The following is a 15,427-nucleotide window of genomic DNA, read 5'->3' as shown; positions in this document are numbered from 1 at the left end:
ACAGTGACGCGCATCGCGCCCGACAGAGGCGCCTCCGCCGCCGCGAGGAGCACCCATGCACGACCTCGTCCTGCGCGCCGCCCGGCTGCGCGGCCACGAAGGCCCGCTCGACATCGCCGTCGACGGCGGCGTCATCGCGGCGATCGGTCCGGACCTCGGACGCGGCCGCGAGGAGCTCCCCGTCGACGGCCGCCTCGTGGTGCCGGGCCTGTGGGACGCGCACGTGCACTTCGGCCAGTGGGTCCGCACCCGCGGCCGGCTCGACGTGTCCGGCGCGGCATCGGCGGCGGAGGCGTGCGCCGCGGTCGCTCACGCTCCGGCCGACGGGCTGCTGGTCGGCTTCGGGTTCCGCTGGGCCACCTGGGCGGAGCCGCCGACCGCGGCGGCGCTCGACGCCGCCCGCCCCGCCCCCACCGTGCTCCTGTCGGGCGACCTCCACACCGCCTGGGTCAACACCGCCGCGGCGCTCGCGCTCGGCTGCCGTCCCGGCCTGCTGCGCGAGGACGAGGCCTTCGCCGCGCAGGTCGCGCTCGACGCCGCTCCCCCGCCGCCGGCCGCCGTCGCGGAGGCCGTGCGCGCCGCATCGTCCCGGGGCGTGGTCGGCATCGTCGACCTCGAGCTCGCCGACACGGCGGCCGCATGGGCCGCGCGCATCGCCGCCGGCATCACGGGGCTCCGGGTCGACGCGGGCTTCTACGCCGACCTGCTCGAGGACCGGATCGCCGCCGGCGCGGGCACGGGCGACCCGGTGGCGGGCACACGCGGCCTCGTGCGTCACGGCCCGCTCAAGGTGATCGCCGACGGCTCTCTCAACACGCGCACCGCGCACTGCGCCGACCCGTACCCGGACGGCGGCGTCGGCATGCAGAACGTCGATGCCCCGGCCCTGGGCGAGCTGATGATGCGCGCGACGGGTGCGGGCCTCGCGTGCGCGATCCACGCGATCGGCGACGCGGCCAACGCGATCGCGCTCGACGCGTTCGAGGCGACGCGCGCCCGCGGCAGCATCGAGCATGCGCAGCTCGTGGCCGATGCCGACCTCGCGCGCTTCGCGCGGATGGGCGTGGTCGCGAGCATGCAGCCCGAGCACGCGCTCGACGATCGCGACGTCGCCGACGAGCTGTGGGCCGGCCGCACGCGCCGCGCGTTCCCGCTGCGCGCGCTGCTCGACGCGGGCGCCCGGGTGGCGCTGGGCTCGGACGCACCCGTCGCCCCGCTCGACCCGTGGATCGGGATCGCCGCGGCGGTCCGGCGCACGCGCGGCGACCGGCCTGCGTGGCACGCGGAGCAGGCCGTCACGGTGGACGAGGCGCTGACCGCGAGCACGCGCGGCACGGTCGAGCCGGGGCAGCCCGCGGACCTCGCCGTGCTCGACGGCGACCCGTGGGCCGCCACGGGCGACGCGCTGCGCGCGCTGCCCGTGGGCCTCACCCTCGTGGCGGGCCGCGTCACGCACGCGGCCCTCTAGGGTGGCGCCCTAGACGACCGACTCCTCGAGCGTCGCGCTCTCCAGCGAGATGTCGACGCCCGCCAGCGCCTTCGAGACCGGGCAGTTGTCCTTCGCGTCCTCGGCGAAGCGCGAGAACTCGAGCTGGTCGATGCCCGACACCTTCGCGTGGACCGTGAGCATGCTCGACTTCACCCCCACGCCGGCCTCGAACTTGACCTCGGCCTCGACCTGCACCCAGTGCGGCGGGGTCCCGTTCTGCTCGAGCGCGAAGGACAGCGCCATCGAGTAGCACGAGGCGTGCGCGGCCGCGAGCAGCTCCTCGGGGGTGGTCGCCTTCTCACGGCCCTCGGAGCGGGCCTGCCAGTCGACCTCGAACTCGCCGTTGCCGGACGCCAGGGTCGTCTTGCCCTGACCCGTCGTCAGCCCGCTGTACCACTTCGTCATCGCCTTGCTCGAGACCGTCATCACGTGCTCCTTCGCCTGGTTGCGGGTCCGCCGGCGGTCGCCGGCGGGCGCGGGTTCCCCCACGTCCCACGTTAGGGCCCAGTCGACGTCCGGCGCCTGCTTCAGGCGTCGACGCGCTCGCGCCTCGGCAGCGTGCACGCGTACTCGTTCCGCACGCGGGACACGAGCGCCCAGCCGAGCAGGACGATCGCGCCGACCGCAAGGTAGGGCTGGATCGGCTCGAAGAACTGGATCGCCCCCGTGTAGCCGAGCGCGAGGAGCACGAGCTTGTTGCACACCGGGCAGCCGACGGCGAAGAACGTCACGAACGCGCCCGCCATCCCGAGCTTGCCGTCGCGCTGCGCCTTCGCCTCCTCCGGCGTCGCGACGTAGGTCGCGGCGAGCAGCCCCGACAGGATCGCCGACACGGCGAGGGCCCAGTACGACCACGCGGTCGGCGGGATCTCGCGTCCGAACACGGGGTTGGGCACGAGGTCCGTCGGCAGGGCGATGAACAGGTAGGTCGCGACGGCGGTGCCGAGCGCGACGAGCCACCGACGAGCCGGCCAGCGGCGCAGGGAGATGAGGACGTCCACGCGGGAACTATACCCCAGGGGGTATCAGGCGACGGGGTGGTCGAGGAGGCGCCTCAGCGTGGTGATCACTCCCGCGTCCTCGTTCGACGGCGCGGTGTAGCGAGCCCGCGCGGCCACGTCGGGGTGGGCGTTCGCCATCGCGAACGACAGCTCCGAGGCGTCCATCATCTCGAGGTCGTTGAGGTAGTCGCCGAAGACCACCGTCTGGCCCGGCGTGATGCCCAGCGCCTCCTGGAGGCGGCGGACCGCGACCCCCTTGTCGACACCGGCGCCCATGATGTCGATCCAGTGGCGGTCCGACACCACGACCTTGAGCTCGCCGTCGAAGCGCGCGAGCACCGGCGCCGTGTCGTGCGCCGCGTCGCCGAAGTCGTAGACCGCGACCTTGAGGAAGTCGTCCTCGACCGCGGTGAGGTCGTCGACGAGCTCGAGCGCGGCGTAGTAGGGCTGCGAGCGCGACAGGAACGCCTCGTCCGTGCGCTCGACGTACGCCGACCGCTTGCCGCAGAGCACCGCGCCGACGTCGTAGCCCGCGGCCGCGTGCGCGCGCACCGCGGCCACGATCTCGGGCACCGTCGCCGTCGGGATGGGCGAGGACGAGATCTCCTCGTCGCCCCGCCGCACGTAGGAGCCGTTCTCCGCGATCACGACCAGCCCGTCGCCCAGCCGTGAGAACTGCCGTGCGAGAGTCGCGTGCTGGCGACCCGAGGCCGGCGCGAACAGGATCCCGCGCTCGTGCATCCGGTCGACGAGCGGCCACAGCGCGTCGGGGATCCGCTTGGCGGCGTCGAGCAGGGTGCCGTCCATGTCGCACACGACGAGCCGGATGTCGTGGGGTCCGTCCGGCACGTGGAACGCGTCGGGGTAGGTCATCGTCACTCCTGGTCTGTCGGCGGCCTCCAGCCTAGCCGCGGACGATGCACGGTCGGCGCGGGCCCCCGCGGCGGGGGCCGAACCGGGGCAAGGTGGTCATCGGGGTCCTTGAGGACCAGTAGATTCCTCCACCAAGGGGCGCGGGCGCCCCACCGTTCGGGGGGAACCATGGGAGCACCGGTCATCGGCGTCACGTCGTACGTCGAGCAGTCGAGCACCGGCATCTGGCACGACACGGAGGCCGTGTGGCTGCCCGATGCCTACATCGCGCCCGTGCGGCGTGCCGGCGCGGTCATCGCGGTGCTCCCCGAGCAGGACCCGGCCCTCGCGGCGGACGCCCTCGCCCGCGTCGATGCGCTGTACCTCACGGGCGGCTACGACGTCGACCCGGCCGCGTACGGCGCGGACGCCCACCTCCGCAGCGACGCGCCCCGCGCCGGCCGGGACGCGTGGGAGATCGCTCTCGTCCGCGAGGCGCACGCGCTGGGCATGCCCATCCTCGGGGTGTGCCGCGGCGCCCAGGTGCTCAACGTCGCGCGCGGCGGGACCCTGCATCAGCACGTCCCCGACGTGGTGGGCCACGACGACTACCAGAAGGGCGACGCGATCTTCCGCGAGCTCGGCGTCAGCGTGCTGCCCGACACCCTGCTCGCGAGCCTGCACCCGCTCGAGCGCGACGTGCCGATGTACCACCATCAGGCCATCGACCGCCTCGGCGACGGCCTCGTGGTGTCCGCCCGCTCCGTGCACGGCCTCGTGGAGGCCGTCGAGGACCCGGATCAGGCGTTCTGCCTCGCGCTGCAGTGGCACCCCGAGCACGACGAGCCCTCCGCCGTGTGGGACGCGTTCGTCGCCGCAGCGCGGGTGCGCGTCGCCCGGTGACCGCCGCTAGAGGGCGAGCGCGATCCTCGCGGCCGCGTCGAACTGGGTCTCGCGCTCGTCCGCGGTCATGCTCTCCCCCGTGACCAGGTGGTCCGACACCGTGACGACGGCGAGCGTGCGCACCTTCTCCGCCGCTCCGACGGCGTAGAGCGCGGCCGCCTCCATCTCGACCGCGAGGGTGCCGTGCGCCGTGAGCGCCTCGGTGAGCGCGGGGCGGTCGAGGTAGAAGTGGTCGGAGGTGAACACGGCACCCGCGTGGATCGCGGCGTCGCCGCCCATGCGCTCGGCCTGCTCGACCGCGGCGCGCGCGAGGGAGAAGTCGGCGAGGTGGCTGAACTGGACGCCCGGGATCCGGCTCGCCGTCATGGTCGAGTCGGTGTGGGCCCCGGTGGCGATGATGACGTCGCGCACCGCGACGTCGGTGCTCATGCCGCCGCAGGTGCCCACGCGCACGATCTGCCGCACACCGTACTCGCGCGCGAGCTCGGTCGCGTAGATGGTGATCGACGGCGCGCCCATGCCGGAGGCCATCGCGGTGACCCGCCGCCCCTCCCACGTCCCGGTGAAGCCGAGGATGCCCCGCACGTCCGTGACGAGCTCCGCGTCCTCGAGGTAGTCGGTGGCGATGCGCTCGGCGCGACGGGGGTCGCCCGGCATGATGACGCGGTCCGCGATCTGCCCGCGCTCGGCGCGGATGTGAGGGGTAGGCATGCGGCCACCCTCTCATGGGGTGCGTGGGGGACGGCTCAGCCCGTCTGCTGGAGCGCGAGGAAGTCGTCGACGTCGTCCGCGGTCGGGATCGAGTCCGCCGACCCGGGCCGCTGCACCGCGAGGGCGGCCGCGGCGACCGCGCGGCGCGCCGCCTCCTCCACGGTCATCCGCCTCGCCAGACCCGCGGCGAGCGCCCCGCAGAAGGTGTCGGTGACCGCCGACGCGTCCAGCGCGTGGGCGACGTAGCGCGGCAGGGCACGCACGCCGTCCGCGTCCGCGAGGACGGATCCTCGGAGGCCGCCGAAGACGATGACCGCCGGCACCTTGGCGGCAAGCGCCGCCGCGAGCTCCTCGGGGCTCGCATCCTCCATCCCCGCGAGGGCCGCCGCCTCCTCCTCGTCGGCGACCAGCACGTCGACCAGGTGCAGCATGCCGGCCGCCGAGGCGCCACGGGGCCCCGCGTTGAGGACCACGGTGCCCCCCTCCTCGCGTGCGAGGGACGCCGCCTGCGCGGACCCCATGACGGGGCTCTCGAGCTGCAGCAGCAGCACCCCGGTGTGGCTCACGACGTGGTCGGCGCGGTCGGAGAGCACGTCCAGCGTCGCGTTCGCCCCGGGCAGCTCGATCACGGTGATGTCGCCGTCGTCGTCGACCGCGATGAGGGCCGCGCCGGTCGCCCGCCCCTCGACCTCGTCGACGCAGGCCTCGACGCCCGACTCGGCGAGGCATCGCAGCAGCATCGCGCCGTGGTCGTCGTTGCCCACCGCGCCGACGAAGGTGGTCCGTGCTCCCATCCGCGCGGCCGCGACGGCCTGGTTGAGACCCTTGCCGCCGGGCCCCATCTCGAGGTCGTGAGCGACCTTCACCTCGCCGCGCAGCGGCGGCGCGTCGACGAGCACCCGCAGGTCCGCGTTCGCGCTGCCGAAGACGGTCACTTCGCGGTGCACTGGGCCTCCTGTCGTGGGATCGCGCGCCGTTGCGCGCCCGGGGCAGCCGTCATGAGGACCCTAGGCGCGCGACCGGGGCGGCGCAACGGGACCCGACGGTGCGGGCTAGAGATCGGCCTTCCAGTGGAAGCCGCCCTCGATCGCCTCGCGCATGGCCTGCATCGCGTTGGCGATCGTGGTCTGGTAGATGCGCGACTCGTCCGACTGCGCCGCCGTGGACTTCGTCCGCGCGCTGTGCTCGTGGAAGGCCAGGTACGCGACGATGCGCGCGCGCTCGATCTCGCGGCCCTCGTCGACGCCGCCGGTGTGCTCGCTCATGGCTCCGCATCGTACGCGTGGGCGTCCATCCGGGGCGGGACGGGGATACTGGGGCGCGTGGCCCACCTGCGCTCCGTCCTCTCCCCCGTCCTCCCCGACGCGTCCTCGCCCGCCGTCGCGCTCCTGCTGCACGGCTTCGGCTCGCACGAGCGTGACCTGCCCGGCCTCGCCCGATGGCTGCCGACGGGCCTGCCCTGGGCCTCGCTGCGGGCCCCGCTCGACATGGGCTACGGCGGCGCCGCATGGTTCCCGCTGTCGCCCGACGGCGGCATGGACCAGGCGGCGATCGACGAGGCGACCGACGCCGTGTGGGCGTGGGTCGACGCGCACGTCGCGGACGACGCGCGCATCGTCCCGGTCGGCTTCTCCCAGGGCGGGCTGATGGCGCTCCAGCTGCTGCGCACGCGCCCCGAGCGCGTGCTGGCGCCGGTGGTGCTCGCGGGCTTCGTCCCCGTCGACCCGCAGCCCGCGGACGACGCCCTCGCGGCCTCGCGCCCGGCGGTGTTCTGGGGACGCGGCGACGCGGATCCGGTGATCTGGCCCGACGCGGTCGCCCGTACCCGCGAGTTCCTCGCCCGGCATGCGACGGTCGACGCCCACGTCTATCCGGGGCTCGGCCACTCGATCTGCGAGGAGGAGATGGAGGACGTCCGCGCCTTCCTGGAGGCGCGCCTCCCCGGTTGACGCGCGCCCCCGCCTGGGTTCCGATGGAGGGGACGGGCGCCCGCAGGGCGACGGGGAGGAGCGGCCATGTCACCGCACGCGCACGCACCGGCGGACGAGTGGGCCGATCACGTGGTCGGCTCGGCGATGGCGGCGATGGAGACGCTGGCGATCCACCTGGGCGACCGGCTCGGGTGGTACCGCGCGCTTGCCGAGTCGGGACCCCACACCCCCGCGTCGCTCGCCACGGCCACCGGCACGAACGAGCGGTACGCCCGCGAGTGGCTCGAGCACCAGGCCGCCGCGGGCATGGTGACGGCCACCGACGACGCAGGCATCCGTCGCTTCGCGCTGCCGCCGGGCGCGGCCGAGGCGCTCACCGACGGCAGCTCCCTGGCGTACGCGGCGCCGATCGCGCGCATGGTCGCCGCCGCCGCGACCCAGATGCCGGCGCTGCTCGAGGCGTACCGCGACGGCGGCGGGGTGAGCTGGGCGGACCTGGGCGACGACGCCCGCTGGGCGCAGGCCGAGGTCAACCGGCCGTGGTTCGACACCATGCTCGCGCCCGCGCTCGCGGCCGTGCCCGAGCTCGACGCCATCCTGTCCCGGCCGGGCGCCAGGATCGCCGACATCGCCTGCGGCGCGGGCTGGTCCGCGCTGGCGCTCGCGCGGGCGTACCCGGAGGCGCGGGTCACGGGGGTCGACGTCGATGAGCCCTCCATCGCGCAGGCGCGCTCCAACGCCGCGGCGGCGGGGCTCGCCGACCGGGTCGAGTTCCTCCATGAGGACGCCGGGAGCCTCGAGGGGCCGTACGACGCGGCCTTCGTGCTCGAGGCCTTGCACGACATGCCGCAGCCGGTCGAGGTGCTCGAGGCGATCCGGGGCGCGGTGCGCGAGGACGGCGCCGTCGTGGTGATGGACGAGGCGGTCGCGGAGCAGCCGGCGGGGCCGGGCGACGACGTCGAGCGCCTCATGTACGGCTACAGCATCCTCGTGTGCCTGCCCGACAGCATGTCCGCGACGCCGAGCGCCGCCACGGGTACGGTGATGCGCCCCGCGGTGCTGCGCGGCTACGCGGCCGACGCGGGCTTCGCCGACGTCACGGTCCTGCCGATCGAGGACTTCGCCTTCTTCCGGTTCTACCGGCTCCATCACCCGCGCTGACGGGCGGCGTCGAGGGCGTCGATCAGCCAGCCCGCGCCGCGGGTGGCGGCCACCGGCTCGACGCGCGCGCGCAGCCCGCGGTCGGACGTCGCCACCGTGACCGCGTGCCCCGCCGCGGCGAGCGCGTGCGTCTGCGCGACGATCGCATCGTCCCCCGAGCCGGGCGCGTCGACGACCTCGACGCCCGTGCCGGGCGCGGTGCCGCGGGCCCGTCCCTCGACCACGGCGACGATGCGTGGGAACCACCGCTGCAGCGGCAGGTCCCACTCCCCCGCGTCCATGCCTGCCTGGGCGAGTTCCTCGAGACGTCCGACGAGGCGCGCGGCCGCGCCCGCCCGGTCGCGCCACCAGCCGTCGGGCACCGCGCCGACCACGTTGGCCGCGTCCACGACGAGCGCGGGACGATGCGCGAGCGCCTCCCGGAGCACGGGCCAGGAGGCGGCGAAGCCGGGGTGCAGCTCGCGTCCGGCCACCTCGTCCAGCGCGACCCACGCGAGCTCGAGGCTCTCCTCGTCGCCGGCGACGGGCTCGAACGGCTCGGTCACCTCGGCCACCACGGTCGTGTAGGTCCACACCTCGCGGTCGAGGACGTGCAGCGCGCGGGGCCTCAGCCGACCGGAGGGCGCCCCCGCCTCCTCGGAGGCCTCGCGCAGCGCCGCCGACAGCGGCCCCTCGCCCTGGTGGCGGGCCCCGCCGGGGATGCCCCACGTGCCCCCGTGGTGGCTCCACTCCGCGCGGTGCTGGAGCAGGATGCCCCGCTCGACGTCGTGAGCGAGCAGCCCGGCCGCGCCGAACGCGCCCCAGTACCGCGTGCCGTCGGGCGCGACCGCCCAGTTGTCGCCCGGGTCGCGGTCGGCGCGGAGACGCGGGGGCCGGCTCATGCCGCCTCGCCCCGTGCGCGCGCCGCCGCCTGCCCGACCAGCGCGACGTCGCCCGGGTCCGAGAGCCCCGCGGCGGCGCGGCGCTCCGCGCGGCGGGACGCCTCCCGCAGCACGGCGGCGTCCTCGTCACCGGCGACGTGGAGCAGCCCGCCCAGGACGCGTTGGACCCGCAGCCCCACCTCGACGAGCGCGGCGCCGTCCCTCGCGATGGGCCGCACGCCGTCCTCGACCAGGTCGGCGAGCGCGACCGAGGGCACGTGGACGCGAGCATGCGCGGTCTCGCCGTCCGGCGCGGTGGTGAGGGCCGCGGTGAGGACCCGCTGGATGGCGTTGAGCGCCTCGATCGCGGTGCCCGGGTCGTTGGTCGACGGCGACAGCGCGCGGCTGCCGATCTCGCCGAGCGCGACCATGCCCAGCCGGGGGTCCTGGTCGTACGTGCGGTGACGTTCGACGAGGAACGCCCGTCGCACCGCGCCGCCGTGCTCGTCCTCGCCGCCGCGCTCGACGCGGGCGAGCGCCTCGCCGCGCGCGACCGCCGCGCCGGCCCGCACCAGGACGTGGACGCGCCCGCCGCAGCGCTCGGCCACCGTCGAGAGGGCCTGCAGGTCGATGCGCGTCACGACGCCCGCGACCGCCGCCTCGACCGCCCACGCGGTCGCGGGCACCGGTACGGGCGGCAGCCCGCCGAGGTGCGGGCGCCGGGCCGCCTCGGTCGCGGCGTCGCACGCGGCGCGCTCGACCCGGTCGAGGACGTCGGCCATGCGCCCGAAGCCCACGAGATGCTGGATCCAGCGCAGCAGCGTGATCACCACGAGCGCGATCACCACGAGCGTGCCCGCGTAGAGAACGATGCGCCCGTCCTCGCCGTAGTAGCCGGTCGACAGCGCGGCGATGCCCACGATCGAGTACACGAACGCGCCGAGGAACGTGGCGAGCGCATGCTGCGAGGTCTGATCCTCGACGAGCAGCTGGGTCGCGCGCGGCGTCGACACGGAGGCGGCGGACGCGTAGACGGACACCATCACGGTGAGCGAGAACGTGGTGACCGCGAGCATCGAGGTCGCGAGGATCTGCAGCAGCGTCTGCACGGAGCCCTGCCCGAGATCCACGGGCACCACCGACGTGGGCCACGAACCGGCCGCTCCCGCGAGCAGCGCGACCGCCACCGCGCCGACCGCGAAGGCCGCGAGCCGGAACCACAGGCGCCGCGTGAGACGCACGAAGGCCAGGCGCCACCCGCTCGCGTCCATGGCCCCTCCCTCCGTGTCGCCTCCATCCTGCCTGGCCCGGGGCGCTTCCACCGCCCCACGCGCCGGTGCCAGAATGAACGGATGACCACGCTTCACGACTTCTCCGCGATCGCCCTCGACGGGACCGAGCGGGACCTCGCCGACTACGCGGGCCGGGTCGTGCTCGTCGTCAACACCGCGTCGCGCTGCGGCCTCACTCCGCAGCTCGAGGGTCTCGAGGCGCTCCACCGCGAGCTCGGCGGGGACGGACTCGTCATCCTCGGGTTCCCCTGCAACCAGTTCGCGCGGCAGGAGCCGGGCACGTCGGAGGAGATCGGCGCGTTCTGCCGCGCGAGCTACGGGGTGTCGTTCCCGATGTTCGCGCGGATCGACGTCAACGGGCGCGCCGCGCACCCGCTGTACCGGTGGCTCACGCGGGAGACGCGGGGCCTCACCGGCGGGCGCATCAAGTGGAACTTCACCAAGTTCCTCGTGGGTGCGGACGGCCGGGTGGTCCGGCGCTACGCGCCCACGACGGAGCCGTCCGCCATCGCGGCGGACATCCGGGCGGCGCTGGCCGCCCTGCCGGCTCAGCCGAAGTAGCGGCCCGGCCGGTGGTTGATCGCCACCACGAGGTTGAGGAGCACGCCGCCGACGATCGAGCACAGCAGGATCCACGGCTCGACCAGGGCGACCGAGGCGGCGATGACGCACAGGTCGAGCGCGAGCTGGACGTAGCCCGCCCGCCAGCCGCGGGACTTCTGGAGGTACTGCGCGAGGATGCCGAAGCCGCCCGCGCTCGCTCCGTGGCGGAACAGCACGATCATGCCGGTGCCGACCGCGAGGCCCGCGAAGATCGCGGCGTACATGGGGTCGAGCGAGGTCACGTCGATGAACTCCGGGTGGAGGCCCACGCCGACCGAGATGAGCGCGACGGCCGTGAGGGTCTTCGCGGTGAAGGCCCAGCCCATGCGCCGCACGGCGAGCCAGTAGAACGGCACGTTGACGAGGAAGTACACGAGGCCGAGCTGCCAGCCGGACACGTAGCTCGTGAGGAACGCGACGCCCGCGAGGCCGCCGGTGACGCCGTCGATGGCGTTGAGCAGGTACATGCCCCAGGACATGAGGAACGAGCCGATGAGCAGCGCGAGCGCGTCCTCCCAGAGGGCGTGCTTCTTGATCTCGACGGGCGGCTCGATGACGGTCACGGGGGTCCTCCGGTGATGCGCGGGCGTGCGTGTCGCCCCGGTGGGGGCGTGCTGCGGCCGGGATCAGGCGCCGGGACGCGCCGCGACCCGGTCGTCGTCGGCCGCCAAGGAGGGTATCGCATCGTCCGCCGGGACCCGGGTGACCGCCCAGCCCGCCACCGCCGCGAGCACGCCGGGCACGCACAGCGCGAGCCCCACCCAGGTGGGGGCGAGATAGCCCCAGCCGGCGGCGATGACGGCGCCGCCGAGGAAGGCGCCGAGGCTGTTGCCGAGGTTGAGAGCGGAGTGGTTGACGGCCGCGGCGATGGTCTGGCTGTCGCCGGCCACGTCCATCAGCCGCGTCTGGATCGCGGGCGAGATCGCGGCGGCCGAGGCGCCCACGGCGAACAGCCCGACCAGGAGCCCGGGCACCGTGCCGGCGCCGAGCGCGAGCGCCAGCAGCGATGCCGCGAACGCGGCGAAGAGCTGGAAGACGGACCGCATCGCGCCGCGGTCGGCCATGCGCCCGCCGACGACGTTGCCGACCGTCATGCCAAGGCCGAGCACGATGAGCGCGAGCGGCACGAAGCCCTCCCCCGTCCCGGTGACCTCCGTCGCGAGCGGGGAAACGTAGGAGTACACGGCGAAGAAGCCGCCGAAGCCGAGCGCGCCCGTCGCGAGGGCGAACCAGACCGCGGGCCGGGCGAAGGCCGACAGCTCGCGGCGCATGGTCGCGCGCGGGTCGCCGGGCGCGCCGGGCACGAGCACCGCGATCGCGGCCGTGGTGAGCGCGAAGATCGCGGCGACCCCGAGGTAGGCGACGCGCCACCCGGACTGCTGGCCCACCCACGTGATGGCGGGCACGCCCACGACGTTCGCGATCGTGAGCCCGGAGAGCACGAAGGCGACCGCGCGGCCCCGCCTGCCGGGCCCCATGAGGTCGGCTGCGGCGAGCGCGGCGACGCCGAAGTACGCGCCATGCGGCAGGCCCGCGAGCACGCGCGCCGCGACCACCGTCTCGAAGGTGGGCGCGAGCGCGGAGGCGACCGTGCCGAGCGTGAAGGCCGCGGCGAGCGCCGTCAGCAGCGCCTTGCGGGGGAAGCGGGCGGCCACCGCCGCGATCGTCGGCGCGCCCACGACGACGCCGATCGCATAGGCGGAGATGACGATGCCGGCGCGAGCGATCGCGGCGTCCGGGTCCTGCGCGTAGAGGCTCGGCAGCAGGTCGCGCGCGATGTCCGGCAGGAGGCCCATCGCGACGAACTCGGTGGTGCCGATGCCGAAGCCGCCGAGCGCGAGCGCGAGGAGGGCCAGGCGCGTGCGCGCGGGGCTGAGCGAGGTCATGAAGGCGCCGATCTGTGACGAGGGTGGTTCCGCTCGTCGTCGAGCGCGCGGTCCTCAGTCAACCACGCGGCCCCCGCCGCGATTCCCTGGATCCGGGGGCGTCAGTCCTCGAGGAGAGCCGCCGCCAGCCAGCCACGCGGGATGCCGAGCCCCTCGACCAGCGCCAGCGCGTGCGGCCGCAGCTCACGGCACAGCGCGTCGATCTGGTCGCCGATCGCCTTGGACCGGGCAGCGGTGACCCGGTTGTGCTCGAGGAACCAGGCGCGGTCGCCCGCGATGCTCGACAGCGCGTAGAGGCTGCACACCCGCTCGAGCACCTCGCGCGCCTCGGCGTCCTCGCACGCGTCGACCAGCTTCACCAGCGCCGCCAGCGTGACGCGCTCCATGTGCGCCCGCGCGACGAACTGCACGTGGGGTCCGAGCCGGTTGAAGGCCTCGAACTGGTCGCCGCCGGACTTGGAGGCGGCGCGCATGCGGCGCGCGAGCGACTCCAGCGAGTGGCGCTCGCGGTCCTCGAACATCATCGCGTGCCAGCCGCGGTCCACGAGGGTGGTCTCCTCGGGCCGGCGCCGCGCGGTCGAGGCGAGACGGTCGAGCATGAGCCCCGCCGCCGTGCGCTCCATCACCATCTCCCCCACGGCGCGCGTGGTGGCCTGCACCACGCCCGAGCGGTCGAGCGCGCTCCACGCGTGCCGGTAGTCGGTGAGCAGCGCCTTCGCGACGAGCTGCATGAGCACGGTGTTGTCGCCCTCGAACGTGGCGAAGATGTCGACGTCGCCTCGCAGCGCGGTGAGCTCGTTCTCGCTGAGGTAGCCGGCGCCGCCGCACGCCTCGCGCGCCTCCTGCACCGCGCGGTTGGCGAACCACGTCTGCATGGCCTTCATGCCGGCGGCGAAGGTCTCGAGCTCGCGCTGGTCGCGCTCGGTGCTCTCGTCCTCGCCCTGGACGTGCACGAGCGCGCCGATGAGCTCGTTCTGCGCGGCGCCGAAGGCGTACGCGCGGGCGACCAGCGGCAGCAGGCGCCGCTGATGCACCACGTAGTCGAGCAGCAGCACGCCGTCGGGGCGGCCGGGCGCGGGGAACTGCCGGCGGCGCAGCGCGTGCCGGGTCGCGATGGACAGGGCGCGTCGTGCGGCCATGGAGCCGCCCCCGCCGACGCACACCCGGCCCCGCACCAGCGTGCCGAGCATCGTGAAGAAGCGCCGGTTGGGGTCCGCGATCGCGGAGCGGTACGCCCCGTCCTCGCCCACGCCGCCGTAGCGGTCGAGCAGCATGCGCCGCGGCACGCGCACGCGGTCGAAGCGCAGCGTGCCGTTGTCGATGCCGAGCAGGCCGCCCTTGTGCCCGTGGTCGCCCACGGTGACCCCCGGCAGCACGCGCCCGGCCTCGTCGCGGATCGGCACGAGGACGGTGTGGACGCCGTGACTCTCCCCCGCCACGACGAGCTGGCCGAAGACCGCCGCCATGCGCCCGTCGCGGGCGGCGTTGCCGATGTAGGCCTTCGTCGATGCGGCCGTGGGAGAGTGCACCTCGAGCTCGTCCGTCGCCGGTACGTACGTCAGGGTCGTCTCGAGGCTCGCGACGTCCGAGCCGTGGCCCAGCTCGGTCATGGCGAAGCACCCCAGCAGCTCCATCGACGTGACGCCGGGCAGGAACGTGTCGTGGTGCCACGCGGTGCCGAGGTTCGCGATCGCGCCCCCGAAGAGGCCGAACTGCACGCCCGACTTGATGGTGACCGACAGGTCCGTCTTCGCGAGGGTCTCGAACGTGAGCACGGCCTCGAGCGGGTCGGCGTGCCCGCCCGCGCGCTCCGGGACCCCGGCCGAGCCGAAGCCCGCCTCGTCCAGCGCCCGCAGCCGCGCGAGCGTCCAGTCCCGGGACTCCTCGACTCCCAGCCCGACGGGCCGCAGCGACCCCTCCGCCGGGTACGTCGCGCGGTTGACCGCGCGCTCGGCGGCGTAGGGCCCGTCGAGCGCGGTGCGCAGCGCGGCGCCCAGCGTCGTGAGGCGCTCGTGCGCGAGCGGGGCCGGGGTCTCGTCGGTCAACGTCATTGTTGCTCCTTACGGGTCGGGGTGGGTCAGGTGGCGATCGCGCCCTTGAATCCGGGCGTGAAGACTGCGGTGATGTGCGTGACGACCTCGGCGCGCGGCGGCCGCGGCTCGGTGAGCATCCACTGGTCGGCGGCGGCACGGATGAAGCCCACCAGGCCGTGGCCCCAGATCGGGGCGGACGAGGCGTCGAGCCCCGACAGCACCAGACGCTCGGCGATCGCGGCCGAGACATGCCGGCCCATGATGTCCGGCAGCGCACCGGCGGGATCCGAGTCCGGCGAGCCTTGTGCGGCGGGGGCTGCGAGCACGAAGCGGTAGATGTGGGGGTCGTGCTCGACGAGGCCCAGGTACGCGTCCGCGAGGTCGCCGGCCATCCGGCCGAGGTCGGCCGCATCGGTCACCTCGAGCGCCGCCATGAGGCCCGAGTGGATGTAGTCGTGCACCGCCTCCACGATCGCCGCGTAGAGGCCCGCGCGGTCGCCGAAGTGCCGGTAGATCACGGTCTTCGACGTCCCGGCCCGCGCGGCGATGTCCTCCATCGCGACGCCGGGGCCGTGCACGCGGATGGCGCGCAGGGCGTGGGAGACCAGCTCGCGGCGCCTGTCGACGCGATGCTGCTCCCAGCGGGTGTCCCTGCCATCGGTGGCCATGACCCCACCATAACCAGTACTCGCGGTATCTGCTACC

Annotated in this window: 17 protein-coding genes; 5 read left to right on the top strand and 12 right to left on the bottom strand. The window is 74.6% G+C overall.

Features of this window, described 5'->3' with window-relative positions:
• Nucleotides 1-55 precede the first annotated feature (55 nt).
• A complete protein-coding gene (locus QQX09_RS00945; RefSeq protein ID WP_301130837.1) occupies nucleotides 56-1,468 on the top strand; it encodes an amidohydrolase in 1,413 nt (470 codons plus the stop codon).
• Nucleotides 1,469-1,477: 9 nt separating this feature from the next.
• On the opposite strand, the gene QQX09_RS00940 is transcribed toward QQX09_RS00945, so the two are convergent.
• From QQX09_RS00940 to QQX09_RS00930, 3 genes are all read right to left on the bottom strand, one after another.
• Nucleotides 1,478-1,915 carry an OsmC family peroxiredoxin gene (locus QQX09_RS00940; protein WP_301130836.1) on the bottom strand — a complete coding sequence of 146 codons (438 nt, stop codon included), beginning with the start codon at nucleotides 1,913-1,915 and terminating at the stop codon, nucleotides 1,478-1,480.
• Between the two features lie 101 nt (nucleotides 1,916-2,016).
• A complete protein-coding gene (locus QQX09_RS00935) occupies nucleotides 2,017-2,490 on the bottom strand; it encodes a hypothetical protein (RefSeq protein ID WP_301130835.1) in 474 nt (157 codons plus the stop codon).
• A gap of 24 nt (nucleotides 2,491-2,514) precedes the next feature.
• Complete coding sequence (locus QQX09_RS00930) at nucleotides 2,515-3,363, bottom strand: HAD family hydrolase (RefSeq protein WP_301130834.1); 849 nt, start codon at nucleotides 3,361-3,363, stop codon at nucleotides 2,515-2,517.
• Nucleotides 3,364-3,531: 168 nt separating this feature from the next.
• Here QQX09_RS00930 and QQX09_RS00925 point away from each other — a divergent pair, with 168 nt between their 5' ends.
• Entirely contained in the window at nucleotides 3,532-4,245 is a 714-nt protein-coding gene (locus QQX09_RS00925; protein WP_301130833.1) for a gamma-glutamyl-gamma-aminobutyrate hydrolase family protein, read from the top strand.
• Between the two features lie 6 nt (nucleotides 4,246-4,251).
• On the opposite strand, the gene deoD is transcribed toward QQX09_RS00925, so the two are convergent.
• From deoD to QQX09_RS00910, 3 genes are all read right to left on the bottom strand, one after another.
• On the bottom strand, nucleotides 4,252-4,956 hold the full coding sequence (gene deoD, locus QQX09_RS00920; protein ID WP_301130832.1) for a purine-nucleoside phosphorylase: 705 nt from the start codon (nucleotides 4,954-4,956) through the stop codon (nucleotides 4,252-4,254).
• Nucleotides 4,957-4,991: 35 nt separating this feature from the next.
• Nucleotides 4,992-5,903: a PfkB family carbohydrate kinase gene (locus QQX09_RS00915; protein ID WP_301130831.1), complete on the bottom strand. Its 912-nt coding sequence runs from the start codon at nucleotides 5,901-5,903 to the stop codon at nucleotides 4,992-4,994.
• A 105-nt stretch (nucleotides 5,904-6,008) separates the two neighbouring features.
• Nucleotides 6,009-6,221 carry a hypothetical protein gene (locus QQX09_RS00910; RefSeq protein WP_301130830.1) on the bottom strand — a complete coding sequence of 71 codons (213 nt, stop codon included), beginning with the start codon at nucleotides 6,219-6,221 and terminating at the stop codon, nucleotides 6,009-6,011.
• Between the two features lie 57 nt (nucleotides 6,222-6,278).
• Between QQX09_RS00910 and QQX09_RS00905 the strand changes: the two genes are divergently transcribed.
• Nucleotides 6,279-6,905, top strand: coding sequence for an alpha/beta hydrolase (locus QQX09_RS00905; protein WP_301130829.1), 627 nt, complete (start codon nucleotides 6,279-6,281; stop codon nucleotides 6,903-6,905).
• Between the two features lie 66 nt (nucleotides 6,906-6,971).
• Nucleotides 6,972-8,048, top strand: a complete 1,077-nt coding sequence (locus QQX09_RS00900; RefSeq protein WP_301130828.1) for a class I SAM-dependent methyltransferase — start codon at nucleotides 6,972-6,974, stop codon at nucleotides 8,046-8,048.
• On the opposite strand, the gene QQX09_RS00895 is transcribed toward QQX09_RS00900, so the two are convergent.
• Nucleotides 8,036-8,929 carry an NUDIX domain-containing protein gene (locus tag QQX09_RS00895; protein WP_301130827.1) on the bottom strand — a complete coding sequence of 298 codons (894 nt, stop codon included), beginning with the start codon at nucleotides 8,927-8,929 and terminating at the stop codon, nucleotides 8,036-8,038. The two genes, QQX09_RS00900 and QQX09_RS00895, sit on opposite strands and share 13 nt — an antisense overlap.
• Nucleotides 8,926-10,179 carry a DUF2254 domain-containing protein gene (locus QQX09_RS00890; protein WP_301130826.1) on the bottom strand — a complete coding sequence of 418 codons (1,254 nt, stop codon included), beginning with the start codon at nucleotides 10,177-10,179 and terminating at the stop codon, nucleotides 8,926-8,928. The genes QQX09_RS00895 and QQX09_RS00890 overlap by 4 nt, the downstream gene beginning before the upstream one ends.
• Before the next feature lie 81 nt (nucleotides 10,180-10,260).
• Here QQX09_RS00890 and QQX09_RS00885 point away from each other — a divergent pair, with 81 nt between their 5' ends.
• The gene (locus QQX09_RS00885) at nucleotides 10,261-10,761 is read left to right on the top strand and encodes a glutathione peroxidase (protein ID WP_301130825.1); all 501 of its coding nucleotides are present in this window, start codon (nucleotides 10,261-10,263) and stop codon (nucleotides 10,759-10,761) included.
• On the opposite strand, the gene QQX09_RS00880 is transcribed toward QQX09_RS00885, so the two are convergent.
• The 4 genes from QQX09_RS00880 to QQX09_RS00865 form a co-directional block, all read right to left on the bottom strand.
• A complete protein-coding gene (locus QQX09_RS00880) occupies nucleotides 10,749-11,366 on the bottom strand; it encodes a YitT family protein (protein ID WP_301130824.1) in 618 nt (205 codons plus the stop codon). The two genes, QQX09_RS00885 and QQX09_RS00880, sit on opposite strands and share 13 nt — an antisense overlap.
• Before the next feature lie 63 nt (nucleotides 11,367-11,429).
• A complete protein-coding gene (locus QQX09_RS00875; protein ID WP_301130823.1) occupies nucleotides 11,430-12,689 on the bottom strand; it encodes an MFS transporter in 1,260 nt (419 codons plus the stop codon).
• Between the two features lie 101 nt (nucleotides 12,690-12,790).
• Entirely contained in the window at nucleotides 12,791-14,740 is a 1,950-nt protein-coding gene (locus QQX09_RS00870) for an acyl-CoA dehydrogenase family protein (RefSeq protein ID WP_301130822.1), read from the bottom strand.
• Between the two features lie 26 nt (nucleotides 14,741-14,766).
• Entirely contained in the window at nucleotides 14,767-15,390 is a 624-nt protein-coding gene (locus tag QQX09_RS00865; protein WP_301130821.1) for a TetR/AcrR family transcriptional regulator, read from the bottom strand.
• Nucleotides 15,391-15,427 lie beyond the last annotated feature (37 nt).

Source organism: Demequina litoralis (assembly GCF_030418455.1).
GTDB classification, from domain to species: domain Bacteria; phylum Actinomycetota; class Actinomycetes; order Actinomycetales; family Demequinaceae; genus Demequina; species Demequina litoralis.
The sequence above is the reverse complement of the archived record's forward strand: the minus strand, read 5'-3'. Positions and strand labels throughout refer to the sequence as shown.

What these genes read in the sequence shown, in the direction of transcription:
- QQX09_RS00945 (WP_301130837.1), top strand. Translation starts at nt 56, where the DNA reads ATGCACGACCTCGTCCTGCGCGCCGCCCGGCTGCGCGGCCACGAAGGC.
- QQX09_RS00940 (WP_301130836.1), bottom strand. Translation starts at nt 1,915, where the DNA reads ATGACGGTCTCGAGCAAGGCGATGACGAAGTGGTACAGCGGGCTGACG.
- QQX09_RS00930 (WP_301130834.1), bottom strand. Translation starts at nt 3,363, where the DNA reads ATGACCTACCCCGACGCGTTCCACGTGCCGGACGGACCCCACGACATC.
- QQX09_RS00925 (WP_301130833.1), top strand. Translation starts at nt 3,532, where the DNA reads ATGGGAGCACCGGTCATCGGCGTCACGTCGTACGTCGAGCAGTCGAGC.
- deoD (WP_301130832.1), bottom strand. Translation starts at nt 4,956, where the DNA reads ATGCCTACCCCTCACATCCGCGCCGAGCGCGGGCAGATCGCGGACCGC.
- QQX09_RS00910 (WP_301130830.1), bottom strand. Translation starts at nt 6,221, where the DNA reads ATGAGCGAGCACACCGGCGGCGTCGACGAGGGCCGCGAGATCGAGCGC.
- QQX09_RS00900 (WP_301130828.1), top strand. Translation starts at nt 6,972, where the DNA reads ATGTCACCGCACGCGCACGCACCGGCGGACGAGTGGGCCGATCACGTG.
- QQX09_RS00895 (WP_301130827.1), bottom strand. Translation starts at nt 8,929, where the DNA reads ATGAGCCGGCCCCCGCGTCTCCGCGCCGACCGCGACCCGGGCGACAAC.
- QQX09_RS00890 (WP_301130826.1), bottom strand. Translation starts at nt 10,179, where the DNA reads ATGGACGCGAGCGGGTGGCGCCTGGCCTTCGTGCGTCTCACGCGGCGC.
- QQX09_RS00885 (WP_301130825.1), top strand. Translation starts at nt 10,261, where the DNA reads ATGACCACGCTTCACGACTTCTCCGCGATCGCCCTCGACGGGACCGAG.
- QQX09_RS00875 (WP_301130823.1), bottom strand. Translation starts at nt 12,689, where the DNA reads ATGACCTCGCTCAGCCCCGCGCGCACGCGCCTGGCCCTCCTCGCGCTC.
- QQX09_RS00870 (WP_301130822.1), bottom strand. Translation starts at nt 14,740, where the DNA reads ATGACGTTGACCGACGAGACCCCGGCCCCGCTCGCGCACGAGCGCCTC.
- QQX09_RS00865 (WP_301130821.1), bottom strand. Translation starts at nt 15,390, where the DNA reads ATGGCCACCGATGGCAGGGACACCCGCTGGGAGCAGCATCGCGTCGAC.